At 72.5% G+C, this 19,000-nt stretch carries 18 protein-coding genes; 16 read left to right on the top strand and 2 right to left on the bottom strand.

Annotation, left to right across the window (positions count from 1 at the left end):
- From ACH4RC_RS33300 to ACH4RC_RS33240, 13 genes are all read left to right on the top strand, one after another.
- A partial coding sequence (locus ACH4RC_RS33300) for an acyl-CoA carboxylase subunit beta (RefSeq protein ID WP_398207519.1) occupies positions 1–1,028 on the top strand: 1,028 nt, incomplete at its 5' end.
- 202 nt (positions 1,029–1,230) lie between these two features.
- Complete coding sequence (locus tag ACH4RC_RS33295) at positions 1,231–2,076, top strand: BTAD domain-containing putative transcriptional regulator (RefSeq protein WP_398207518.1); 846 nt, start codon at positions 1,231–1,233, stop codon at positions 2,074–2,076.
- 22 nt (positions 2,077–2,098) lie between these two features.
- On the top strand, positions 2,099–2,755 hold the full coding sequence (locus tag ACH4RC_RS33290) for a phosphopantetheine-binding protein (RefSeq protein ID WP_398207517.1): 657 nt from the start codon (positions 2,099–2,101) through the stop codon (positions 2,753–2,755).
- A gap of 20 nt (positions 2,756–2,775) precedes the next feature.
- The gene (locus ACH4RC_RS33285; RefSeq protein WP_398207516.1) at positions 2,776–4,500 is read left to right on the top strand and encodes a polyketide synthase; all 1,725 of its coding nucleotides are present in this window, start codon (positions 2,776–2,778) and stop codon (positions 4,498–4,500) included.
- On the top strand, positions 4,497–5,336 hold the full coding sequence (locus tag ACH4RC_RS33280; protein WP_398207515.1) for a 4'-phosphopantetheinyl transferase family protein: 840 nt from the start codon (positions 4,497–4,499) through the stop codon (positions 5,334–5,336). Before ACH4RC_RS33285 ends, ACH4RC_RS33280 begins: the two co-directional genes overlap by 4 nt.
- 193 nt (positions 5,337–5,529) lie before the next feature.
- Positions 5,530–6,351: a BTAD domain-containing putative transcriptional regulator gene (locus tag ACH4RC_RS33275; RefSeq protein WP_398207514.1), complete on the top strand. Its 822-nt coding sequence runs from the start codon at positions 5,530–5,532 to the stop codon at positions 6,349–6,351.
- Between the two features lie 353 nt (positions 6,352–6,704).
- On the top strand, positions 6,705–6,890 hold the full coding sequence (locus ACH4RC_RS33270) for a hypothetical protein (protein ID WP_398207513.1): 186 nt from the start codon (positions 6,705–6,707) through the stop codon (positions 6,888–6,890).
- Between the two features lie 73 nt (positions 6,891–6,963).
- Positions 6,964–7,743 carry a thioesterase II family protein gene (locus ACH4RC_RS33265; protein WP_398207512.1) on the top strand — a complete coding sequence of 260 codons (780 nt, stop codon included), beginning with the start codon at positions 6,964–6,966 and terminating at the stop codon, positions 7,741–7,743.
- 118 nt (positions 7,744–7,861) lie between these two features.
- Positions 7,862–8,083 carry a DUF5988 family protein gene (locus ACH4RC_RS33260; protein ID WP_398207511.1) on the top strand — a complete coding sequence of 74 codons (222 nt, stop codon included), beginning with the start codon at positions 7,862–7,864 and terminating at the stop codon, positions 8,081–8,083.
- Between the two features lie 87 nt (positions 8,084–8,170).
- The gene (locus ACH4RC_RS33255; protein WP_398207510.1) at positions 8,171–9,016 is read left to right on the top strand and encodes a metallophosphoesterase family protein; all 846 of its coding nucleotides are present in this window, start codon (positions 8,171–8,173) and stop codon (positions 9,014–9,016) included.
- 622 nt (positions 9,017–9,638) lie between these two features.
- Positions 9,639–9,941, top strand: a complete 303-nt coding sequence (locus ACH4RC_RS33250) for a hypothetical protein (protein WP_398207509.1) — start codon at positions 9,639–9,641, stop codon at positions 9,939–9,941.
- A gap of 157 nt (positions 9,942–10,098) precedes the next feature.
- Complete coding sequence (locus tag ACH4RC_RS33245; protein WP_398207508.1) at positions 10,099–10,299, top strand: hypothetical protein; 201 nt, start codon at positions 10,099–10,101, stop codon at positions 10,297–10,299.
- A 265-nt stretch (positions 10,300–10,564) separates the two neighbouring features.
- Positions 10,565–11,818 (top strand): helix-turn-helix domain-containing protein, encoded by a 1,254-nt coding sequence (locus ACH4RC_RS33240; RefSeq protein ID WP_398207507.1) that lies wholly within the window; start codon positions 10,565–10,567, stop codon positions 11,816–11,818.
- On the opposite strand, the gene ACH4RC_RS33235 is transcribed toward ACH4RC_RS33240, so the two are convergent.
- Both ACH4RC_RS33235 and ACH4RC_RS33230 read right to left on the bottom strand, forming a co-directional pair.
- Complete coding sequence (locus ACH4RC_RS33235; RefSeq protein WP_398207506.1) at positions 11,788–13,218, bottom strand: phosphopantetheine-binding protein; 1,431 nt, start codon at positions 13,216–13,218, stop codon at positions 11,788–11,790. The two genes, ACH4RC_RS33240 and ACH4RC_RS33235, sit on opposite strands and share 31 nt — an antisense overlap.
- A gap of 47 nt (positions 13,219–13,265) precedes the next feature.
- Positions 13,266–13,631 carry a hypothetical protein gene (locus ACH4RC_RS33230; RefSeq protein ID WP_398207505.1) on the bottom strand — a complete coding sequence of 122 codons (366 nt, stop codon included), beginning with the start codon at positions 13,629–13,631 and terminating at the stop codon, positions 13,266–13,268.
- 438 nt (positions 13,632–14,069) lie between these two features.
- On the opposite strand from ACH4RC_RS33230, the gene ACH4RC_RS33225 reads away from it, so the two are divergent.
- The 3 genes from ACH4RC_RS33225 to ACH4RC_RS33215 all read left to right on the top strand — a co-directional run bounded on the left by ACH4RC_RS33225 (position 14,070) and on the right by ACH4RC_RS33215 (position 18,992).
- On the top strand, positions 14,070–15,239 hold the full coding sequence (locus tag ACH4RC_RS33225; RefSeq protein ID WP_398207504.1) for an aminotransferase class V-fold PLP-dependent enzyme: 1,170 nt from the start codon (positions 14,070–14,072) through the stop codon (positions 15,237–15,239).
- A 95-nt stretch (positions 15,240–15,334) separates the two neighbouring features.
- A complete protein-coding gene (gene gdhA, locus ACH4RC_RS33220; protein WP_398207503.1) occupies positions 15,335–16,702 on the top strand; it encodes an NADP-specific glutamate dehydrogenase in 1,368 nt (455 codons plus the stop codon).
- 1,369 nt (positions 16,703–18,071) lie between these two features.
- Positions 18,072–18,992 (top strand): hypothetical protein, encoded by a 921-nt coding sequence (locus ACH4RC_RS33215; protein WP_398207502.1) that lies wholly within the window; start codon positions 18,072–18,074, stop codon positions 18,990–18,992.
- Positions 18,993–19,000: the final 8 nt, after the last annotated feature.

Here is a 19,000-nt window from a genome sequence, read left to right as displayed (position 1 = left end):
ACAGCCCCGCCCTGACCGACTTCGTGTTCATGGTCCGCGAGACCTCGCAGATGTTCATCACCGGGCCGGACGTGGTCAAGGCGGTCACCGGCGAGGAGATCTCCCAGAACGGTCTGGGCGGCGCCGACGTGCACGCCGAGACCTCGGGTGTGGCGCACTTCGCGTACGACGACGAGGAGACCTGCATCCAGGAGGTCCGCTACCTGCTCGCGCTGCTTCCGCAGAACAACCGTGAGAACCCGCCCCGCGTCGACTCCTACGACCAGCCGGACCGGCGCAGCGACGCGCTCCTGGACCTGGTGCCGCTCGACGGCTCACGGCCGTACGACATGACCAAGGTCGTCGAGGAGCTCGTCGACGACGGCGACTACCTGGAGGTCCACGAGCGCTGGGCCCGCAACATCATCTGCGCCCTGGCACGCCTCGACGGCCACGCCGTCGGCATCGTCGCCAACCAGCCCCAGACCCTCGCGGGGGTCCTGGACATCGAGGCGTCGGAGAAGGCCGCGCGCTTCGTGCAGATGTGCGACGCCTTCAACATCCCCATCGTGACCCTGCTGGACGTGCCGGGCTTCCTGCCGGGCGTCGCCCAGGAGCACGGCGGCATCATCCGCCACGGCGCCAAGCTCCTGTACGCGTACTGCAACGCCACCGTGCCGCGCATCTCGCTCATCCTGCGCAAGGCCTACGGCGGCGCCTACATCGTCATGGACTCCCAGTCCATCGGCGCCGACCTCACCTACGCGTGGCCGACCAACGAGATCGCCGTGATGGGCGCGGAGGGCGCTGCCAACGTCATCTTCCGCCGCCAGATCGCCGACGCCGAGGACCCCGAGGCCATGCGCCAGAAGATGGTCAAGGAGTACAAGGCCGAGCTGATGCACCCCTACTACGCGGCCGAGCGCGGACTGGTCCACGACGTCATCGACCCCGCCGCCACCCGCGAGGTGCTCGTCCGCTCCCTCGCGATGCTGCGCACCAAACACGCCGACCTGCCGTCCCGCAAGCACGGCAACCCCCCGCAGTAAGGCACGAGTAAAAGAGCCCGTCCGGTTCATTTCTGACAGCAGAGAAGGCGAACGAAATCGGTTGTAAAGACCGCTTTTGTTCGCCTTTTCCGTGCGTAACGGCCTTGGTGGACGGATGGTGCGGCGGTAGAGGGGCCGTTGACAAACCGCTCGTGCTGTTTTTTAATCGAGGTGCTTGCTACAGAAAAACTCGGGAGGCGGCGTGGACATCGAGGTTCTGGGTGCGTTGGAGGTGCGCGAGAACGGGGTGTCCATCACCCCGACCGCGCCCAAGCCGCGCAAAGTCCTGGCGCTGCTCGCTCTGCACATCGATCAAGTGGTACCCCTCTCGGTGATCATCGAGGAGCTGTGGGGCGGCTCACCGCCGCGCAGCGCCCGGACGACACTGCAGACCTACGTCCTTCAGCTGCGGGACCTCATCGCCGAGGCCCTTCTGAAGGACGGCGCGGACACACCGCCGCGCACCCCCAAGGACGTACTCGTGACGGCGCCGGGGGGCTACATGCTGGTCGGCGGCGAAGGCGTCAACGACGTGCGGCAGTTCGAGCGCCTGGCGGGCACGGGCTACCGGGCCATGGACGCCGGCGACTTCCCCGAAGCCGCCTCCGCGCTGCGCGAGGCGCTCGACCTGTGGACCGGGACCGCGTTCGCGGGCGTACAGCTCGGCTCGCAGCTGTCCATGGAGGTCAGGCGGCTCGAGGAGAGCCGGCTGTGCGCCCTGGACCAGCGCATCAAGGTGGACCTGCGCCTCGGCCGCCACCGCGAGCTGCTCGCCGAACTGACGGTCCTGGTCAGCCGCTACCGCACCCACGAGAACCTGCACGCCCAGTTCATGATCGCCCTCTACCGCTCCGGGCGGCGCGGCGAGGCGCTGGGCATCTACCGGCAGCTGCGCACCACCCTGGTACAGGAGCTGGGTCTGGAGCCGTCGGCCCGGCTGATCCGGCTGCACAAGTCCCTGCTGGCCGCCTCCGGCGAGGGCATGCACCTGACGGCCGAGGAGCCGGCGCTGTCGCAGGCCGCCCTGAGCGCCGTGCCGATCGGCTGACGGCTCCCGGGAGGGGACACCTGTGACGACCAGTGATCCGCGCGGCCACGGGCAGGGCCTGCCCACCACGGAACCCGAGGCACTCGCCGCCTGTACGACGGTCCTGGCCGAGATGCTGGAGCTCGCGCCGGAGGCCGTCGATCCCGAACGGCCCTTCCGGGCGCTCGGGATCGACTCCATGCTGAACGTCGCGTTCACGTCCGCGCTCAACCAGCGCTACGGCACCCGGATCGGCCCGGCCGACCTGCTGGAGCACACGACGCTGCGGGCGCTCGCGCGGTACGTGGCGGGGGAGGGGCACGCGGCCGCGCCCGCGGCGTCCCGGTCGGGCTCCGCCGTGGGCCGCACCCTCGTCCTCGGCGAACTGCGGCGCCAGCTCGCCGGGTTGCTGCACCACAAGCCCGAGGAGATCGACACGGAACGGGCCTTCGCCGAGCTCGGCCTCGACTCGGTGCTCGCCACCGAGTTCATCGCGGGCCTCAACCACACCTACGGACTGGCCGAACCGGCCTCCGTCCTCCACGACCACCGAAGTCTGGCCGCCCTGGCCGCCCATCTCGCCACCCTGGTGCCCGTCTCCCCGCGGACGCCAGGGGACCTCGAGACGCTGCTCGACGCGGTACGCGACGACGTACTCAGCGTCGAGGAGGCAGTGGCGCTGCTGGGGGCCCGCACCTGACGGGACGGAATCCCAGCATCATGGACAACCGGCAGATCCTCACCCACTTCAAGGACGGCACGCTCGAGCGCGAACACGCGCTGACGCTGCTGCGCGGAGCGCTGCTCTCGCCGCCCGGGCCCGCGCACCTCGCCGACGTGGCCGGGCCGGACCCCCTCCCCGGGGCCGCCCCGGTCCGCTCCGCCGAGCCGGCCGCGGAGCAGGGCTGGGCGGTCATCGGTGTCGCCGGGCGCTACCCGGGCGTCGCGGACGTGGACTCCTTCTGGCACGGGGTGCTCCAGGCCAGGGACACCGCGTCGCCGGGCCCCGGCCACCTCGTCGGGGACATCGACGCGTTCGACCCACAGCTCTTCGGCCTCACCGAGGAGGAGGCCGCCGCGGCCGATCCCCGCGAGCGCCTGCTCATCGAGGCCGCCTGGGACGTCCTGGAGCGATGCGGCCACACCGGCGCACGGCTGCAGCGGCTGGAGGCGGCCGACGGCGCGGGGCGCAGCCTCGGCGTGTACGTCGCGGCCGGCCGGGGCCTTGCCGCCGCCGACGCGGCAGCGGTGTCCCCGGCCGCACCCGGCAGGCCCTGGCGGATGGCCGACCGGCTCCCCGAACTCCTCGACCTGCGGGGCCCCAGCTGCACCGTCGACACCGCCGAGTCCTCCTTCCTGACCGCCGTGCACCAGGCGCTGACCGCCCTCGCCACCGGCGAGTGCGCGGCCGCCCTCGTCGCAGCCGCCGACCTGGGGCCCCGCCCCGCACTGCGGCCGGGACACGGCGAGGCGGTCTGCGCCGTCCTGCTCAAACCGCTCGCCGCGGCACGCGCGGACGGGGACCTGGTGCACGCCGTCATCCGCGCCGGTGCCGTCGCCCAGCGCGGCCGAGGCGACCGTGCCGCGGTCGAGGACCGGCTGCTGCGCGCCGCCACCCACCGCACCGGCATCACCCTGGACGACATCACCCTGTGGGAGACCCCGCAGTCGGTGGCCCGCTGTGTCGGGGACGCCGGCGCGGCCACCGGTGGCGCCGCCCTCACCCGGGCCGTGCTCCAGCTGCACCACGCCACCCTCGCGCCGAACCTGCCGGGGTCCGAGGCGGTGCCCTGGGCGCCGAGCGGGCCCGACGGCGCCCCGGTGTGCCGCAGAGCCGCGGTCACCGTGCACGGCAGCGGCGGGGTGTGCGGGCAACTGGTCCTCGAGGAGCCCGGCGAGGGCGGTGAGGGCGGCGCCGCGCAGGGCCTGCCGCCGCGCGCCGAGGGCGAGCAACTGGTGCTGCTCTCCGCCCCCTCCCCGGAACATCTCACCGCGACGGCACGGCAGTTGGCCCGGTGGGCGGCGGCGCCGCAGGACGCGGGCGCGCCCGGACCGACCGCCGCCTCGGTCGCCGCGGAGCTGCGCACCGGCCGGGCCGCGGGCCCCTGCCGGCTCGCCGTGACCGTCCGGGACCTCGCCCAACTCGGCTCGCTGCTCGCAGAGTTCGGCCATGACGGCCCGGATGCCGCGGGGCCCGGCACGGTCCGCCGGGCCGATCTGCGCGAGCGCGAGGACCGGCCGCCTCTGCTCGACGACGTCCCCGAGACCCGCGCCTATGTGCGCGCCCTGTGGCAGTCGGGTCGCAACGAACAGCTGGCCCGGCTCTGGCTGGCCGGGGTCGACGTGGGAGCCGAGGCCCCGCCGCCCCCGCGCGTGGTGCGGCTGCCCGGCACGGCCGTGCTGCGCCGGCTGCTCGGCTCCGCGAACGCCGGGAGCGACCGGTGACAGGCCTGCCGCCCGACACGGGTCCCGGCGCCTCCTCCACGGTGAAGCTGTGGCTGTGCGCCAACGACGACCTGCCGGACGCGATCGCCGGGGTGCTCGCCACGCACTGGCTGGACGGACCGGAGAAGGAGACCGCGGAGCGGTTCATGTTCGAGCGCGACCGGCGGCAGTACGTGGTGGCGCACACCATGGTGCGCCGGGCGCTGGCCATGGAGGCCGGCCTCGTCGAACCCGAGCTGATGATCTGGCGCTCGCCCAGGGGCAGACCCTCGCTGCAGTATCCGGCGGCCGGACTGCCGCGCGGCGGTCCGGAGCTGGACTTCAACCTGTCGCACGCGAGCGGCTACAACCTGCTCGGAGTGGTGCGCCACCAGCGCATCGGTGTCGACGTCGAACGCCTGGACCGGGACGCCGGTTCGCTCGGGACCATCGCGCGCGCGTACTCGGCCGGGGAGCAGAGCTGGATCGGACGGACCCGGGTCGCCTCGGAGGCGTGGAAGCGCCGGGTGCTGCGGCTGTGGACGCTGAAAGAGGCCTACAGCAAGGCGCGCGGCCTCGGCCTCGGACTCGACTTCGACTCCTTCGCCTTCACGCTCGCGGACGAACAGGGCGTGCTCGGCTTCCAGGCGCCCGCTGACGACACCGCGGGCGCCTGGACCTTCGTCGAGCTGGAACCGCTGCCCGGCGTCCTGGTGGCCGTCGCGGTGCAGGCCGACGGGGGGCGGCTGCCGGGGCTCCAGCTGTTCCACGGCTTCCCCTGGAAGCGCACCGAGCCGCAACTGCTCTCCCTGCCCGAGCCGGTGCGCGACAGCGGCAACGGCCTGCTCATCTCCTGACTGATCGCCGGTGTCCGGAAGACCCCTGATAAATAGGCGGATGCATTCCGCAAAAGCCGAAGATCGATAAAATTAGAAGCCCGCTACAGATCCACTGGAGAAAAGTGATCCGTTGGTTAGTGGTCCGATAGTTTTCAATTCTGCTAAATAATTCGGGCCGCGCAAGTGGCGGATCGACGGGGAAGGTGTTCGCGTGAAGATCCAGCTCTTGGGCCCGTTGGGTGCTGAGGTTAACGGTGAATCGATCGTGCCGTCGGCGGGAAAGCCGCGGCAGATCCTGGCGCTGATGGCGCTCTCGCCCGGGCGGGTGATCCCGGTCTCGACCCTGATGGAAGAGATCTGGTCGGTGAGCCCTCCGCAGAGCGCGCTCACCACGTTGCAGACCTACATTCTGCAGCTGCGCCGGCGCATCGGGGTCGCCATGGGGCCGGACGGCGCGGGCAGCGTGAAGGAGGTGCTCGCCACTCGGCACGGCGGATACCTGCTGCAGACCCCCGCCGCCGATATCGACGTGCGCCAGTACGAGACGCTGGCGCGTGAGGGGCAGGTCGCCTTCGAGGCCGGCGACAATCAGGTCGCCGCCGACCGTTTCCGTACCGCGCTCGATCTGTGGCGGGGACGCACCATGGTCGACGTACGCCTCGGGCCGGTCCTCGAGATCGAGGCGATGCGGCTGGAGGCGAGCCGTCTGGTCACCGTGGAGCGGCGGATCGACGCCGACCTCCGCCTCGGGCGCCACGCCGAACTCATCGCCGAACTCGTCGAACTGACGGCCCGGCACCCCCGGCACGAGGGCCTGCACTCCCAGGTCATGGTCGCGCTGTACCGTTCCGGGCGGCAGAGCTCGGCCATGGACGTCTACCGCAGACTGCGGGGCCGTCTCATCGAGGAGCTGGGCGTCGAGCCCTCTCCGCAACTGCAGCGCCTGCACCAGGCGATGCTGGCGGTCGACCCGCTGCTCGACGTGCTGGCGGGGCCGCCGCGAAAGTCCACGTTCGACCTGTTCGCGGCCTAGGCACGCAGGTTCCGAGCCGTCCTGCGGGGGACGGAGGGCGGCTCGGGAACCTCGTGTCCGGCGGTTCGCCTCGCCGGAGCTCCATGATGACCGGTCGTCTTAGGGCGGCACTCGAGCGCGACAGCACGCGACCCCTGAGACAAATGCCCGGGGCGGCCGGCCGGTCCGTGACCGAGCGGTGTGGTGCCGCTTCCCCGGTGCGCCCGGCTTCCCCGGTGCGCCCGGCTTCACAGGCGCGCCCGTGCGGATCTCGAGCGTTTCTCGACCGGGGGCCGTGAAGGTGGGGGTGGCCGGCGGCTCCGCCCGCCTGCCGCAGGTGCCCGTGCCGATGACTTGAGAAGGGGGCACGCCCCATGAACCCGATGACCCTCACCGCCGCCGGCCTGCCCGGTGCGTACGCCGCCGAGGGCGGAGCGTCGCTGCTGCCGGTTCCCCTGCCCGAGGAGAACCTGCCGCTGACCGGGGACCGGGTGCCGTCGGCCCCGGACGTGGCGCGCCCCGTCCCGGCCGGGACGGGCGACGTGCCGGCCGCGGCCTGACGCCCGCGCGGGGCGCCACGCCGTGGCACGGAAGCAGGGGTGTACTCCGCAGAAATGCACAGAAGGGGTCGGCATGACGGGGTCGACGACATTCGACGGGGAGTGGATACGCCGCTTCCATCCCTCCGAAGAAAGCACATTCCGGCTTGTCTGCTTCCCGCACGCGGGCGGTTCGGCCAGCTATTACTACGCTTTGTCAAAAGCCCTGGCGCCGGGGCTGGACATGCTCGCGCTGCAGTATCCGGGACGCCAGGACCGGGCGGCGGAGGGCTGTATCACCCGCCTCTCCGATCTCGCCGACCACGTCTACGCGGCACTTCGCGACGCCGAGGACGGCCGCCCCTACGTGTTCTTCGGACACAGCATGGGATCGGTCCTCGCCTTCGAGGTGGCCCGCCGCTATCAGGACCGGACGGGTACGCCGCCCTCCTGGCTGCTCGCGTCCGGATACCCGGCGCCGTCCCGGCTGCGCGGCGGAACCGTTCACCGGCGCGACGCGGCCGGGATCCTGGACGAGCTGCGCACCGTGGGCGGCACCGACCCGGCCTGGCTGGAGGACGCCGAGCTGCTGGCCGCCATCCTGCCGCCGGTCCGCGCCGACTACACCGCCGTCGAGACCCATCCACGCTCCGACGCCCGGCTGACCTGCCCGATCACCACGCTCACCGGCGACAACGACCCGCACACCACGGTCACCGAGGCCGAGGCCTGGGCGGACCACACCACCGACGACTTCACCTGCCGGGTCTTCAGCGGCGGTCACTTCTTCATCGACCAGCACGTCCAGGAGATCACCTCGGTCATCTCCGACGCCGTGCGGGACCTCTCCGCGGCCGTCCCGGAACTGCTGTGACAGCGGATCCGCCGCGAGGTGCGGAGCCCGGCACACCGGCCCGCCCGCAGGACGCTCCCCGACGAACCACCGGGGCCCGGACCCCGAAGAATCCGTGGACGAACACAAGGAGGCCCCCATGCCAATGATGACCGCCGAACCCAACGCCCTGCTGATCGGCATGCCGTACCAGCCGCGCGAGAAGGAGATCGTCACGTTCGTCCGGGACCACCACGAGACCTTCAAGCTCCGGGTCGAGAACCGCTACGACCATTTCTCCCCCACCGAGGAGTTCGTCCGGCGGGGAGACAGCGAACTGCGCGTGTTCCGCTACGCCCAGCACACCTGGGTCGCGGAATAGCCGCGCCGTGACCGACTGTCCGGATCAAGACCCCGTGCGGGAGCAGGACTTCTGCACGGGGCCGTTCGAGGTCTAGGGTCTGATCTTATGCCGCACGGGAAAGACGCGACACTCTGGGCCGTGAGCGACCTGCACGTCGCCTTCCCGGACAACCGGTCGTTCGTAGAAGGGATGCGTCCGCGCTCGGAGGACGACTGGCTGATCGTCGCCGGCGACTGCGCGGAGACGACCCCTGACATCGAATGGACCCTGCGCACGCTCAGCAGCCGCTACGCCAAGGTGCTGTGGACTCCGGGCAACCACGAGCTGTGGACCCCGCGCGGGGACCCGGTCCAGCTGCGCGGCACGGAACGCTACGCGCACCTGGTCGACATGTGCCGCTCCCTCGGCGTGCTCACCCCGCAGGACCCCTACCCCGTATGGACGGGGGAGGGCGGTCCGGTCGTCGTGGCGCCGCTGTTCCTGCTGTACGACTACACGTTCCGGGTGCCCGAGGCCCGGACCAAGCAGGAGTCCCTGGACCGGGCCTACGAGTCCGGCATCGTGTGCAGCGACGAGTTCATGCTCCACCCCGACCCGTACCCCACGCGCGAGGCATGGTGCCTGGACCGCGTGAAGGAGACGGACGCCCGGCTGACCGAGCTCGACCCGCAGCTGCCGCTCGTCCTCGCCAACCACTATCCGCTGACCCGGCATCCCACGCGGATCCTGCGCCACCCGCAGTTCGCCCAGTGGTGCGGTACGGAGCTGACGGCCGACTGGCACGTCCGCTTCCCGGTACGCGCCATGGTCTACGGGCATCTGCACATTCCGCGCACCACCTGGTACGACGGGGTCCGCTTCGAGGAGGTCTCGGTGGGTTACCCGCGCGAGTGGAAGAGCCCCGGCCACCCGGCGGTGGGCCCCCGCCAGATCCTGCCGGTGCCGCGCTGAGCGCTCCGCGGGAAGCGCCGCGACGTACTTCGCGCGCCCCGCTCGGACCGTGCCGCTCACCGTCGGGGTGAGGGGGCCGGCGCACCGGCCGCGTCGTCCTCGGCCCGCAGGCCCTCGGCCGCATCGCGCAGGGCCCGCAGGCCCTCGGCAGCGTCGTGCGGCGTCCGTGGGTGTCGGCGCCAGGCCCCGGCGCGTGGGCCGCGACGGCCGGCAGGTGGCCGGCGACCTCCGCAGCCGGGCAGCCGTCGGCCCGCCGTCGCACGTTCGCTGAACCCGTCGACCGGACTGCCGCGTCCGCAGCCGCTGGGGCCCTCGGCCGGCAGGGTCCGGCAGAGCCCCGCGAGGACCCTGTCCAGGGCGCTGTCGACCTCGTGCCCCCCATGGACGGCATGACGTCCCCCGTCAGCGGCCTGCCCGGCCTTGGGCGCTCACAGGGTGCGGAAGGCGGCTGCGAGGGCGGTCGAGCAGGGCCGGCGCGGGTGGCTGCCGCCCGGCGGGGACGAGGGGTACGCCGGCGCCGGAGCCCCGGCTGTAGCGCACCTCGAACGGTCCTTGACCCGCGGGCCCGACCATGGGTCCGTCGGCGCCCGGGGCGGGCGCTGTGAGAACGGGAGGTCCGGTCATGGCCCAGACACCGCACGACGCCGTGAGTGAGACGCTGGCGTCCCTGCTCGCCGACCGGACCTTGCAGGAGCGCAACAAGGAACTGGCGCGTGCCATGGTCGCCGACGCCTATCACGCCCCGGTCTGCGAATCGGTGCTCGCCGAGGGCGACCGCGTGATGGTGCGGACCACGCTCACCACGGGACGGGTGTCCCGCAGTCTGATCGCGGAGTTCCGCTTCGACGCGGCGGGCGACGTGGCCGAGTACCGCGACTTCCTGATCCCCAAAGAGGCCCTCGCCCCGTCGCACGCCGCCGCCTGAACAGGTCCCGGCCCGCACGGATCCCGGCCCGCACGGACTTCTGCCACCGCCGTGTCAACACCGCGGCGTGCCCGCTGACATGATGCGCACCGCCAGATAGGCGCGCGCCCTGCGGGCGAGCCGTACCGGCACCGGCGTCCGTGCCCCTCTGCCATCTATGCCCCCTCTGGTCCTTCTGGCCCCGCTGGTCCTTGTGGTCTCTCTGGCCCCGCTCGCCCACACGGCCTCACTGACCGCGCTGCGGCGCGGCCACCCGATGTCGTCCTCGTCGGACCGGACCGTACTGGCGACCGGCTCCAGCCGTGCGCGGACGGGCCGTGCGGCGTCGGCCACCGGCATGTGCGTAGGCATCGGATGATTCACGGCGACTCCTGGATGAGGACGCGCGTCCGGCATGATCACTCGAGATCCTCCCTCGGATCTCTCAAGAACCGCTTGAGAAGTGTTAGGGGGCAGGGCGAGCGCGGACGGAGCCCGGCGAGCGGTCCGTGGCAAACGTTTGCCCGGCTGTTGCCAGAGCCCTACGCTCGGATCTCCGGTAGACAGGATCGTCGTCACTGCAACCACTCCCGTACCGGCACGCGTCCACCCGACCACCGCACTGCCCTCCTGGAAGTGGCCTGATGCTGCGTCAACCCGCGTTCGGAAGCCGACTGAAGAAGTTCCGCCTGGCCAGAGGCCTGTCGCAGACCGCCCTCGCCGGTGACGGCATGTCCACCGGCTACCTCTCCCGGCTGGAGTCCGGCAACCGGCAGCCCACCGAGCGGGCGGTCACCTACCTCGCCGAGCGCCTCGGCATCGAGACGGCCGAGTTCGAGGAGCCCGCGGCCGGCTCCCTCGCGCACGCGCTCACCCTCGCCGCCTCGACCGGTGCGGACAACGCGATCGAGACCCTGCGCGAGGCGTACGCCGCCGAGTCGCACGAGTCGCCCGTGCTGCGCTGGCAGGCGCTGTGGCTCCTCGCCCGCTCCTGCAAGCTGGAGGGCGACCACTTCGGTGAGCGCCGGCACCTGGAGGAGCTGGTCCGCCTCGGCGACGAGGTCGCGCTGCCCGAACTGCGGGTGCGCGGACTGACCAACCTGGCGCGCTGCCTGCGCTCCCTCGGTGAGATCCCGGCCGCGCTGGAGGCGAGCGAGACCGCGCACCGGCTCGCTTCGGAGGCCGGCCTCGGCGTGGAGGACCGGGCCGGGGTGCTGCTCGCGCTCGTGTCGGTGAAGACCGAGGCGGGCCGGCTGCCCGACGCGCGGGCGCACGCCGACGAGTTGACGGCACTGGTCGAGGGCCGCAGCGACACCCTGTGGGCGGAGGCGAACTGGACCGCGGCCGCCGTCCGCATGCGGCAGGGGGACCACGCGGGTGCGCAGAAACGACTCGAGCTGGCCCTGGAGGGGTTCTCCAGCGCGGAGGACCTGACGTTGTGGGTGCGGCTGCGGCTCGCGGCCGGACGCCTGCACCTGCAGAAGATCCCCGCGGACCCGGCGGCGGCCGAGGCGTGCGTCACGCAGGCCGCCGCCGCGCTGGTCTACGTCGAGACCACGACGCTGCGCCAGGAACTCACGGCGCTCAAGGCCGACCTGGCGTTCCTGGTGGGCCGTTACGAAGAGGCGCGCGAGCTGCTCGGCTCGCTCGACCGCGACGAGTTGCTGATGACGTACCGGGAGCGGGCCAGGCTCGACATCCTCTCCCACCAGCTGCGGGTCCTGGCCGGTGACGAGAGCGGCGTCCAGGGGCTGCGGGAGCTCGCCGAAGAGGCCCAGCGCAGTGCCAACGTCGACCTGGCCGCGGAGATCTGGCGCATCCTCGCCGAGGCGCTCGTCCAGCTCCGGGTGCCCGCGCCCGCGGCGGCTCACGAGGACCGCGCCGCCGACCGCGCCTGACCGGACGCCGGCCGCGGGTACGGCACGGCGGTCAGCGCCGCCACCAGGTCATCGGCCAGCTCGCCCATCCACTCCTGTGACACGGCGTCCAGCTGGTACGAGGCGAGAAGAGTGAGCCCCGCACTCCTGCCCGCGGTGTCGTGCCGTTCGGTCAGGGTCAGGGAGAGCGTCGCGTTCTGCGCGGCGTGGACCGGCTGCTGCGGGGTGATGGACAGGTCCCCGGCGTGCAGCGTCCCGGGCAGTTCCTGAAGGACGGTCAGGGCGATGCCGCCGGGCGTCGCGAGCGGCGCGTCGGGCGTCCGGTAGGCGGCCAGGTGGGCGGCCTTGGTCCGCGACAGGAGATCGGCGAAGTCGCGGTGGCCCGCGGTGTCGACGGTCAGCGCGAGGACGCGGCTGTGCGGGGCGACCGCGTCGCGCAGCGCCGCCTGGCGCCGGGCCGGCACCGGGGCGGCCACGGTGACCGGGCCGGGTGCGCCGCGCTCGGCGACGAGCCGGATCAGCGCGGTGTGCACGAGCATGGACACGGTCACGCCGTGGGCCGTCGCGCAGCGGGTCACGTGCTGGTGGGCCGGCGCGGGCAACTCGTGTGCCAGTACGCGCCGTTCCTCGTGCCGGTCGTGCGGGGTGCTGCCGGGCACGGGGGTGGGGGCCTGGTCGCCCTCGCGTACGTGGGGTGCGGTCTCGGGGGTGCAAGGGGCGCTGTGCGGGAGGCTGCCGGTGACCCGTGCCCGGTAGGCCCGGGCCAGTTCCGAGGCGAGCGGCCGGATCGACCAGGGGTCGATCATGTCGGCCGGCAGAGCCAGTTCCAGGAGCCGGTCGTCGGTGCCCAGCGTGCACAGCCGTGTCCCGGCGTTGCCGATGCGGCTGTTGCGCAGCGCCTCGTGACGGCGTCCCAGATCGGCCAGGGCGTGGTCGAGCGCTGTCATGTCGAGGGGGCCCTGCAGGCGCAGCGGGAGCAGGGTGCTGTGTCCCGGGCGCGTTCGCGGGCCGGTGGCGGCGGGGTCCGGGTCGCCGATCAGGGCGGCGAACCGTGCCGGTGTCGGTGCGGCGCTCAGCCCGTCGGGGCCCGGGGCGCCGCCGAACAGCCGGGCGACGTGCTCCAGGAGCCGGGCCGCGTCGGCGGGGGAGCCGCCCAGCCGGAAGAAGTCGCTGTCCGCGTCGACCGTGCCGCGCGGCACGTCGAGCGTCTGCGCGAACAGGTCCCGCACGATCTCCTGGACCGGGGTACCGGGCTGGGGCCCGAGGTGCGGCTCGACCGGAGTCGGGGTGTCCGTGGGGACGACCGGACCGACCGGGAGCGACGCGTGGTGGAGCGGGAGTCCTGAGGCCGGCGGCCGTGAGCCGGTGGCGGGGGCCAGGATCGGCGCGGCCTGGTGCGGAAAGAGCTCGAAGGGGGACATCAGCTGACTCCAAAGGTCGCGCTGGCTCGACTCGGACCGACCGACGATCAGACAGCGGCGGTGGCGGGGGCGGTCGGCCAGCCGATGTCGGTGGGGGTGACCGGGGTGACGGGGGCGGTCGGCCAGCCGATGTCGGCGGCGGAGGCCTGGGTGGCCTGAGTGGCCGGGGCGGACGGCCAGCCGATGCTGTCGTCGGTGGCGGAGGCCTGGGTGGCGGGGGCGGTCGGCCAGCCGATGTCGGTGGGGGTGACCGGGGTCGTGGGGGCGGTCGGCCAGCCGATGTCGGCGGCGGAGGCCTGGGCGGCCGGGGCGGACGGCCAGCCGATGTCGGCGGCGGAGCTGATCCCGCTGGTGGTGAGGAGAGCGGCGGCGGTGGCGGCGGTGACGACCAGGGCGCGGGCGAGAACCTTCATGACTGACTCCTCTGTGACAATTTTTGCCTTGTTGGCGAGCAACCTCTTGCCAAAAGATTGACCGACCGCCCTTGAGATGTGCTCGGAATGTGCTCAACATTCGCTGGAGGATGGCAAATTGAGCGGGCAATGACGGGCAACCAGGCGTCGATATTGCTGCTCTACGTCTCTGACCTGCACTTATTGCCCGGCCTCGGTGTTGCCTGATTTGGCAATACATGGCAACTCCCGCTGTGAGAGCACCCGCATCACTGGCAAATCCGAGGTCCAAGCCTCGCCGCTAGAGCGCCCCTGGAGCGCATGTTGCCAAGTTCCTCGATCCGTAGGCAATGTATTGCCAAGAAAGTTGGCAACGCTTGGCAAGGGAGATCGGCCGTGAAGCGTCCGACAGATAGCCGGCAGGACATGATCCACCTCAACACAGCAGGTCAGGGCCGCATGCCCAGCGCCGTCCGATCGGCGTTGACCGAGTACGTGCGCCTCGCGGACCGCTTCGGGCCGCATGAACTCGAGGAGCGCGTCGAGGACGTCGTGCGCACGGAGATCCACCAGCGGCTCTCCGGCCTGCTCAACGCCCCCTACGGACACACCGAGTTGTTCACCGCGGGAGCCACCGCGTTCGACGCGCTGGTCGGCGGTCTCGCCCTCGGCCGGCACGAACGCATCTGGACCACGCCCTACGAGAGCACCGCCCACCTGCTGACGCTGCAGTCCGTGCGCGACCGCACCCACTGCCGCCTGGAGGTCGTGCCGCTCAACCCCGACGGCGACCTGGACCTGGAGTGGATGGCCGGGCACATCGACAACGACGTGGCGCTGGTCTCCGTGGCCCACGTGCCCGCGACCCGCGGCATCGTCAACCCGGTCGAGGAGATCGGCCGCCTCCTCGCCCCGTACCGCGCCCTGTACGCCGTCGACGCCGCCTACTCGGTCGGCCAGCTGCCCGTGGACATCGCCCGGATCGGCTGCCATCTGCTGACCGGCGACGGCTGGCGGTTCCTGTGCGGCCCCCGCGAGGTCGGCTTCGCCTACGTCGCACCGCGCCTGCGCGACCGGCCGACGGAGTGGGCGGACACCGACCCGGCGCCCTACCCCTTCGATCCGGACCCGTTCCCCGCCACCGCGGCTGTCGCGGCACTCAACTCCGCCCTGGCCCAGCACGCACCGGACCGCCACGGACACGACCTCATGCCGGCGCTGCTCGCCGCCGTCGAGGCGGCCCCGGGGGCCCGTCCGGTCACCCCCGGGCGGCGGCAGTCGGCGATCCTCGCCTTCGACCACCCGCAGATGCCCGCGGGGCTCCTCCGGCACCGCCTCGCGGAGCAGGGCGTGGCGGTCGCCAAGACGGTCGCCCACCAGACCCCGCTGCTCGCTCCGGACGGTGCCGCCACCGCCTTGCGCGCCTCGCTGCACCCGGACACCTCGCAGGAGGGCATCGACCTGTTCGCCCAGGCCCTCGACGACGTGACCGGGCGCCGCTGCACCCGTCGCCTGTTCTCGGTGAGGGAGCGGCCGCTCTTCGTGCGGGCGTCCGGCGAGGCCGCACTGGTCGGCCGTGCCTCCACCGGTCAGCGCGGATCGCGGGAGACCGGCCGCTGGGCCGGCTGACGCGCCGTCACAGGTGCGAGCGCTTCTGTGCCGCTTCCCTAGCGCGGCGCGCTGTACTACGCGTCTCAGGAGCCGTCGCACCGAAAGAGGTGGCCATGTCAGCAACAGCATCCGCCGCGCCCGCGCGGGACAGGATCGACGCCGTCTACGCGGAGGTCGTGCGGCGCAGTCCCGCGGAGCAGGAGTTCCACCAGGCCGCGAGGGAAGTGCTCGACTCGCTGGCACCGGTACTGGCCGCCCGGCCCGAACTGGCCGAGGCAGCCCTGGTCGAGCGGGTCTGCGAACCCGAGCGACAGGTGCTCTTCCGGGTGCCGTGGCAGGACGACGCCGGGCGCACGCACGTCAACCGCGGCTTCCGCGTCGAATTCAACAGCGCGCTCGGCCCGTACAAGGGAGGCCTGCGGTTCCACCCGTCGGTCAGCCTGAGCGTCGTCAAGTTCCTGGGCTTCGAGCAGATCTTCAAGAACGCTCTGACGGGCCTCGGCATCGGCGGCGGCAAGGGCGGCAGCGACTTCGACCCGCACGGCAGGTCGGACGCCGAAGTGATGCGGTTCTGCCAGTCGTTCATGACGGAGCTGTACCGGCACATCGGCGAGAGCACCGACGTGCCCGCCGGTGACATCGGCGTCGGCGGCCGCGAGATCGGCTACCTGTTCGGCCAGTACCGCCGGATCACCAACCGCTGGGAAGCCGGAGTGCTCACCGGAAAGGGCCTGTCCTGGGGCGGCTCGGCCGGCCGCACGGAGGCCACCGGCTACGGCAACGTCCTGTTCGCCGCCGAGATGCTGCGCGTACGCGGTGAGGACCTGCCGGGCCAGCAGGTGGTGGTGTCCGGCTCGGGCAACGTGGCCTTGTACACCGTCGAGAAGCTCCACGAGCTGGGCGCGCGGGCGCTGACCGTCTCCGACTCGGGCGGCTACGTCGTCGACGACAAGGGCATCGACCTCGACCTGCTCAAACAGATCAAGGAGGTCGAGCGGGGCCGGGTCAAGGACTACGCGGAGCGCCGCGGCACGTCGGCCACGTATGTGGCGGGCGGCAACGTGTGGGAGGTGCCGGCCGATGTCGCGCTGCCGTCAGCGACGCAGAACGAACTGGACATCGCCGATGCGCTGGCGCTGGTGCGCGGAGGCGTCAAGGCCGTCTCGGAGGGGGCGAACATGCCGGTGACCCCGTCCGCGGTCAAGGTGTTCCAGGACGCGGGCGTCGCCTTCGGCCCCGGCAAGGCGGCCAACGCGGGCGGCGTCGCGGTCAGCGCCCTGGAGATGCGGCAGAACAGCGGGCGCGACTCCTGGCCGCGCGAGCGCGTGGAGAGCGAACTGGCCGCCGTCATGCGGGACATCCACGAGGTGTGCCGGAACACCGCCGAGCGGTACGGGGCGCCGGGCGACTACGTCATGGGCGCCAACATCGCCGGCTTCGAACGCGTCGCCGAGGCGATGCTGGCCCAGGGCGTCGTCTGAGGGCCCCCTCGCCCGCGGCGCGGCGACGGTCCCCGCGCACGGCGCCGCCGGGGAGGACGGCAGGATCCGCAGGTGCCGGAGGTGAACGGCCAGGGGCGTGGACGCGCCGAGGCGTGACCCCGGGGACGGAACCGCCCGGGCCGGGGCGGGCCGGGCCCGCCGGGACGCAGACGGCGCAGACGGCGCGGACGCCGGGCGTCGGCCCCGGCAGGCCCCGGCCCCTGCGGTGAGGCCCGCTCCGCGTACGCGTACGCGGATCCGCGAGCCTCACGAGGCCGTGGCCCGGCAGTTCTTCGCGGCCCCCGGCCAGGACCGCGCGGCGAGCGCCCGGTCCCGCAGCACGCCGACGGCCCGGCGCGGCACGCGCGGGCAGCCGGTGCCGACACGGTCGCGCTCAGCACGGTGCGGTGGCCGGCCACCGGTAGAGGCGCATCGCCTCCCGGCACGGTGCCGCCCGAGCGGGACGTCGCCGGGAGCGCTCGGCCGCCACCGAGGTGCGAGCGCCCCCGGCCGCGGATACGTGGCCGCCCCGACCGGCCGCGGCCGGGCGTGAGCCAGCCGGTCCGGGCCACCGGCGCCGCACCGCGGGGCCGAAGGTGTCGGCGACCCCGCCCGGCGGACAGGACTCCCGCACGCTTCGCGGAGGCAGCCCCGCCCGAGCTGCTGGTTCCGGCAGGGCATCCGGCCCCGATCGAGGGTGCGGACGCCCTGGGCGGTCCGGAAGTCCTCCTCGACGCGCCGGCCGCCCCTGACACCACTGCCGGTGCGCAGGCGCATCCAGTCCTTCCCCGGGAGGCGGGCGGCCCTCGCCGGCGCAACTGCCGAAACACTCCACGCCCGGCAGGGAATCGCTCGTCCTTCGCTGGAGAACGGACAGATTCACTGTCTGTTTCTGGTCAACGGGGCGCTGACGGGCTGCCGGAAAGAACTCCCCGATCTTTACTTCCCTGTGATCTTCCGCCTCGCTCATTGGATCTCCGCAGCTCCATCTGACCAGCAGTGCCTCAAGGTCAGAAATTCTCTTCGGCGCCTCGGCCGTGCCCCGGTCCGGGCCGCCGCGCCCAAGGGGCAGGCGGTGAACCGGGGGCGCGGCGGGGGTGGGGCAGGCCGAATCCAGGTGCCAAGGTGAGGCCGAATCACCCCGCTCCGACCGGGCGGGCGAATGCGCTCCAGAAGGAAGCGAGGCCATTTCAGCTCCCGGTGTCGAGCAAGGTTCGTGGTAGCTGGTCAGGGCGGCGGCCCGGCCGAGGAGGGGGAGAAAGTGGGGATCTTTTCGCTCGCATCGGGCGGTGAGGCGGCGGTGGCCGAAGAGGCTCCTTCGGCATCGTGGCAGGCGCACTCCGTCCGCGGGGGTGCATCGGTACGGCACGTGGTGCAGCGCCCCACATCCCCTGAGGAGTTCTACCTCGGGGCGACAGTGCTCGGCGATCACCGGTTCGTGCTCTCCGAGGAACTCTCCACCGCGCGGAACGCGTGCGGGGAAGAAGGAGACCTGACCGGTGATCTCCGCTTCCTGGCGGAGACGATGGAGAGTGTGGTGCCGCTCGTGACGCGCCACCACCGCACCGGCACGCCGGACGGACGTATGACGGTGTCCCGCAGATCGGTCGACATCACGGATGTCGATCTCTGGCTGCTCGGCGGCCGGGAGCGGGCACAGGTCGTCGTCGACCTCCGGATCCGGCCGGTCGTCGGTGCCGCGGGGGCACTGACCGGACTGGAGTGCGAGGGCGAGGCCCGTATCAACGGCATGCGATGCGGGGCGGTCAGCGCTCGGCTGGCCGTGGCGCAGCCCGCGCGGCGCCCCGAGGGCCCGGGAGCCAGGCCGTCGCACCCGGCCGCCGACGTCCCCCGGTCGTGGCCGGTGCCTCGCGGACGGGCCGGCCTGCGCGACGCGACGGTCCGCGGTCCCCACGTGGTGCACGGCAGGCGCCTGCTGATGGACGTCGTCGCCGGCCACGAGGGCCACGAGGCCGGGTACAGAGCCGCCCGCTCCACCCGCCGGGACGACCTCGCGGACACCGCACTGCTTCTCGAAGCATCCGGGCAGGCGGCGATCCACGCGGTCGCCGAGTTGCGCAACTTCACGACCGCGCACTGCCTGCCCACCCGGTGGTCCTCCCTGCGCGACGCTCCGTTCGATCCCTCGCTCCCGGTTCAGTGGGTCGCGGAGCCCGGAGCGGTGCACCGGGACGCCATGGACCGGCCCATGGTTCCCGTCGCCATCGAACTCGCCCAGGGAGAACGCCGTATCAGCACGTCCACCATGTCCGTGCTGCAGGACTGCTGATCCGAGGT

Origin of the sequence: Streptomyces sp. NPDC016845, from assembly GCF_044332585.1 — a bacterium.
Lineage (GTDB): Bacteria > Actinomycetota > Actinomycetes > Streptomycetales > Streptomycetaceae > Streptomyces.
The sequence above is the reverse complement of the archived record's forward strand: the minus strand, read 5'-3'. Positions and strand labels throughout refer to the sequence as shown.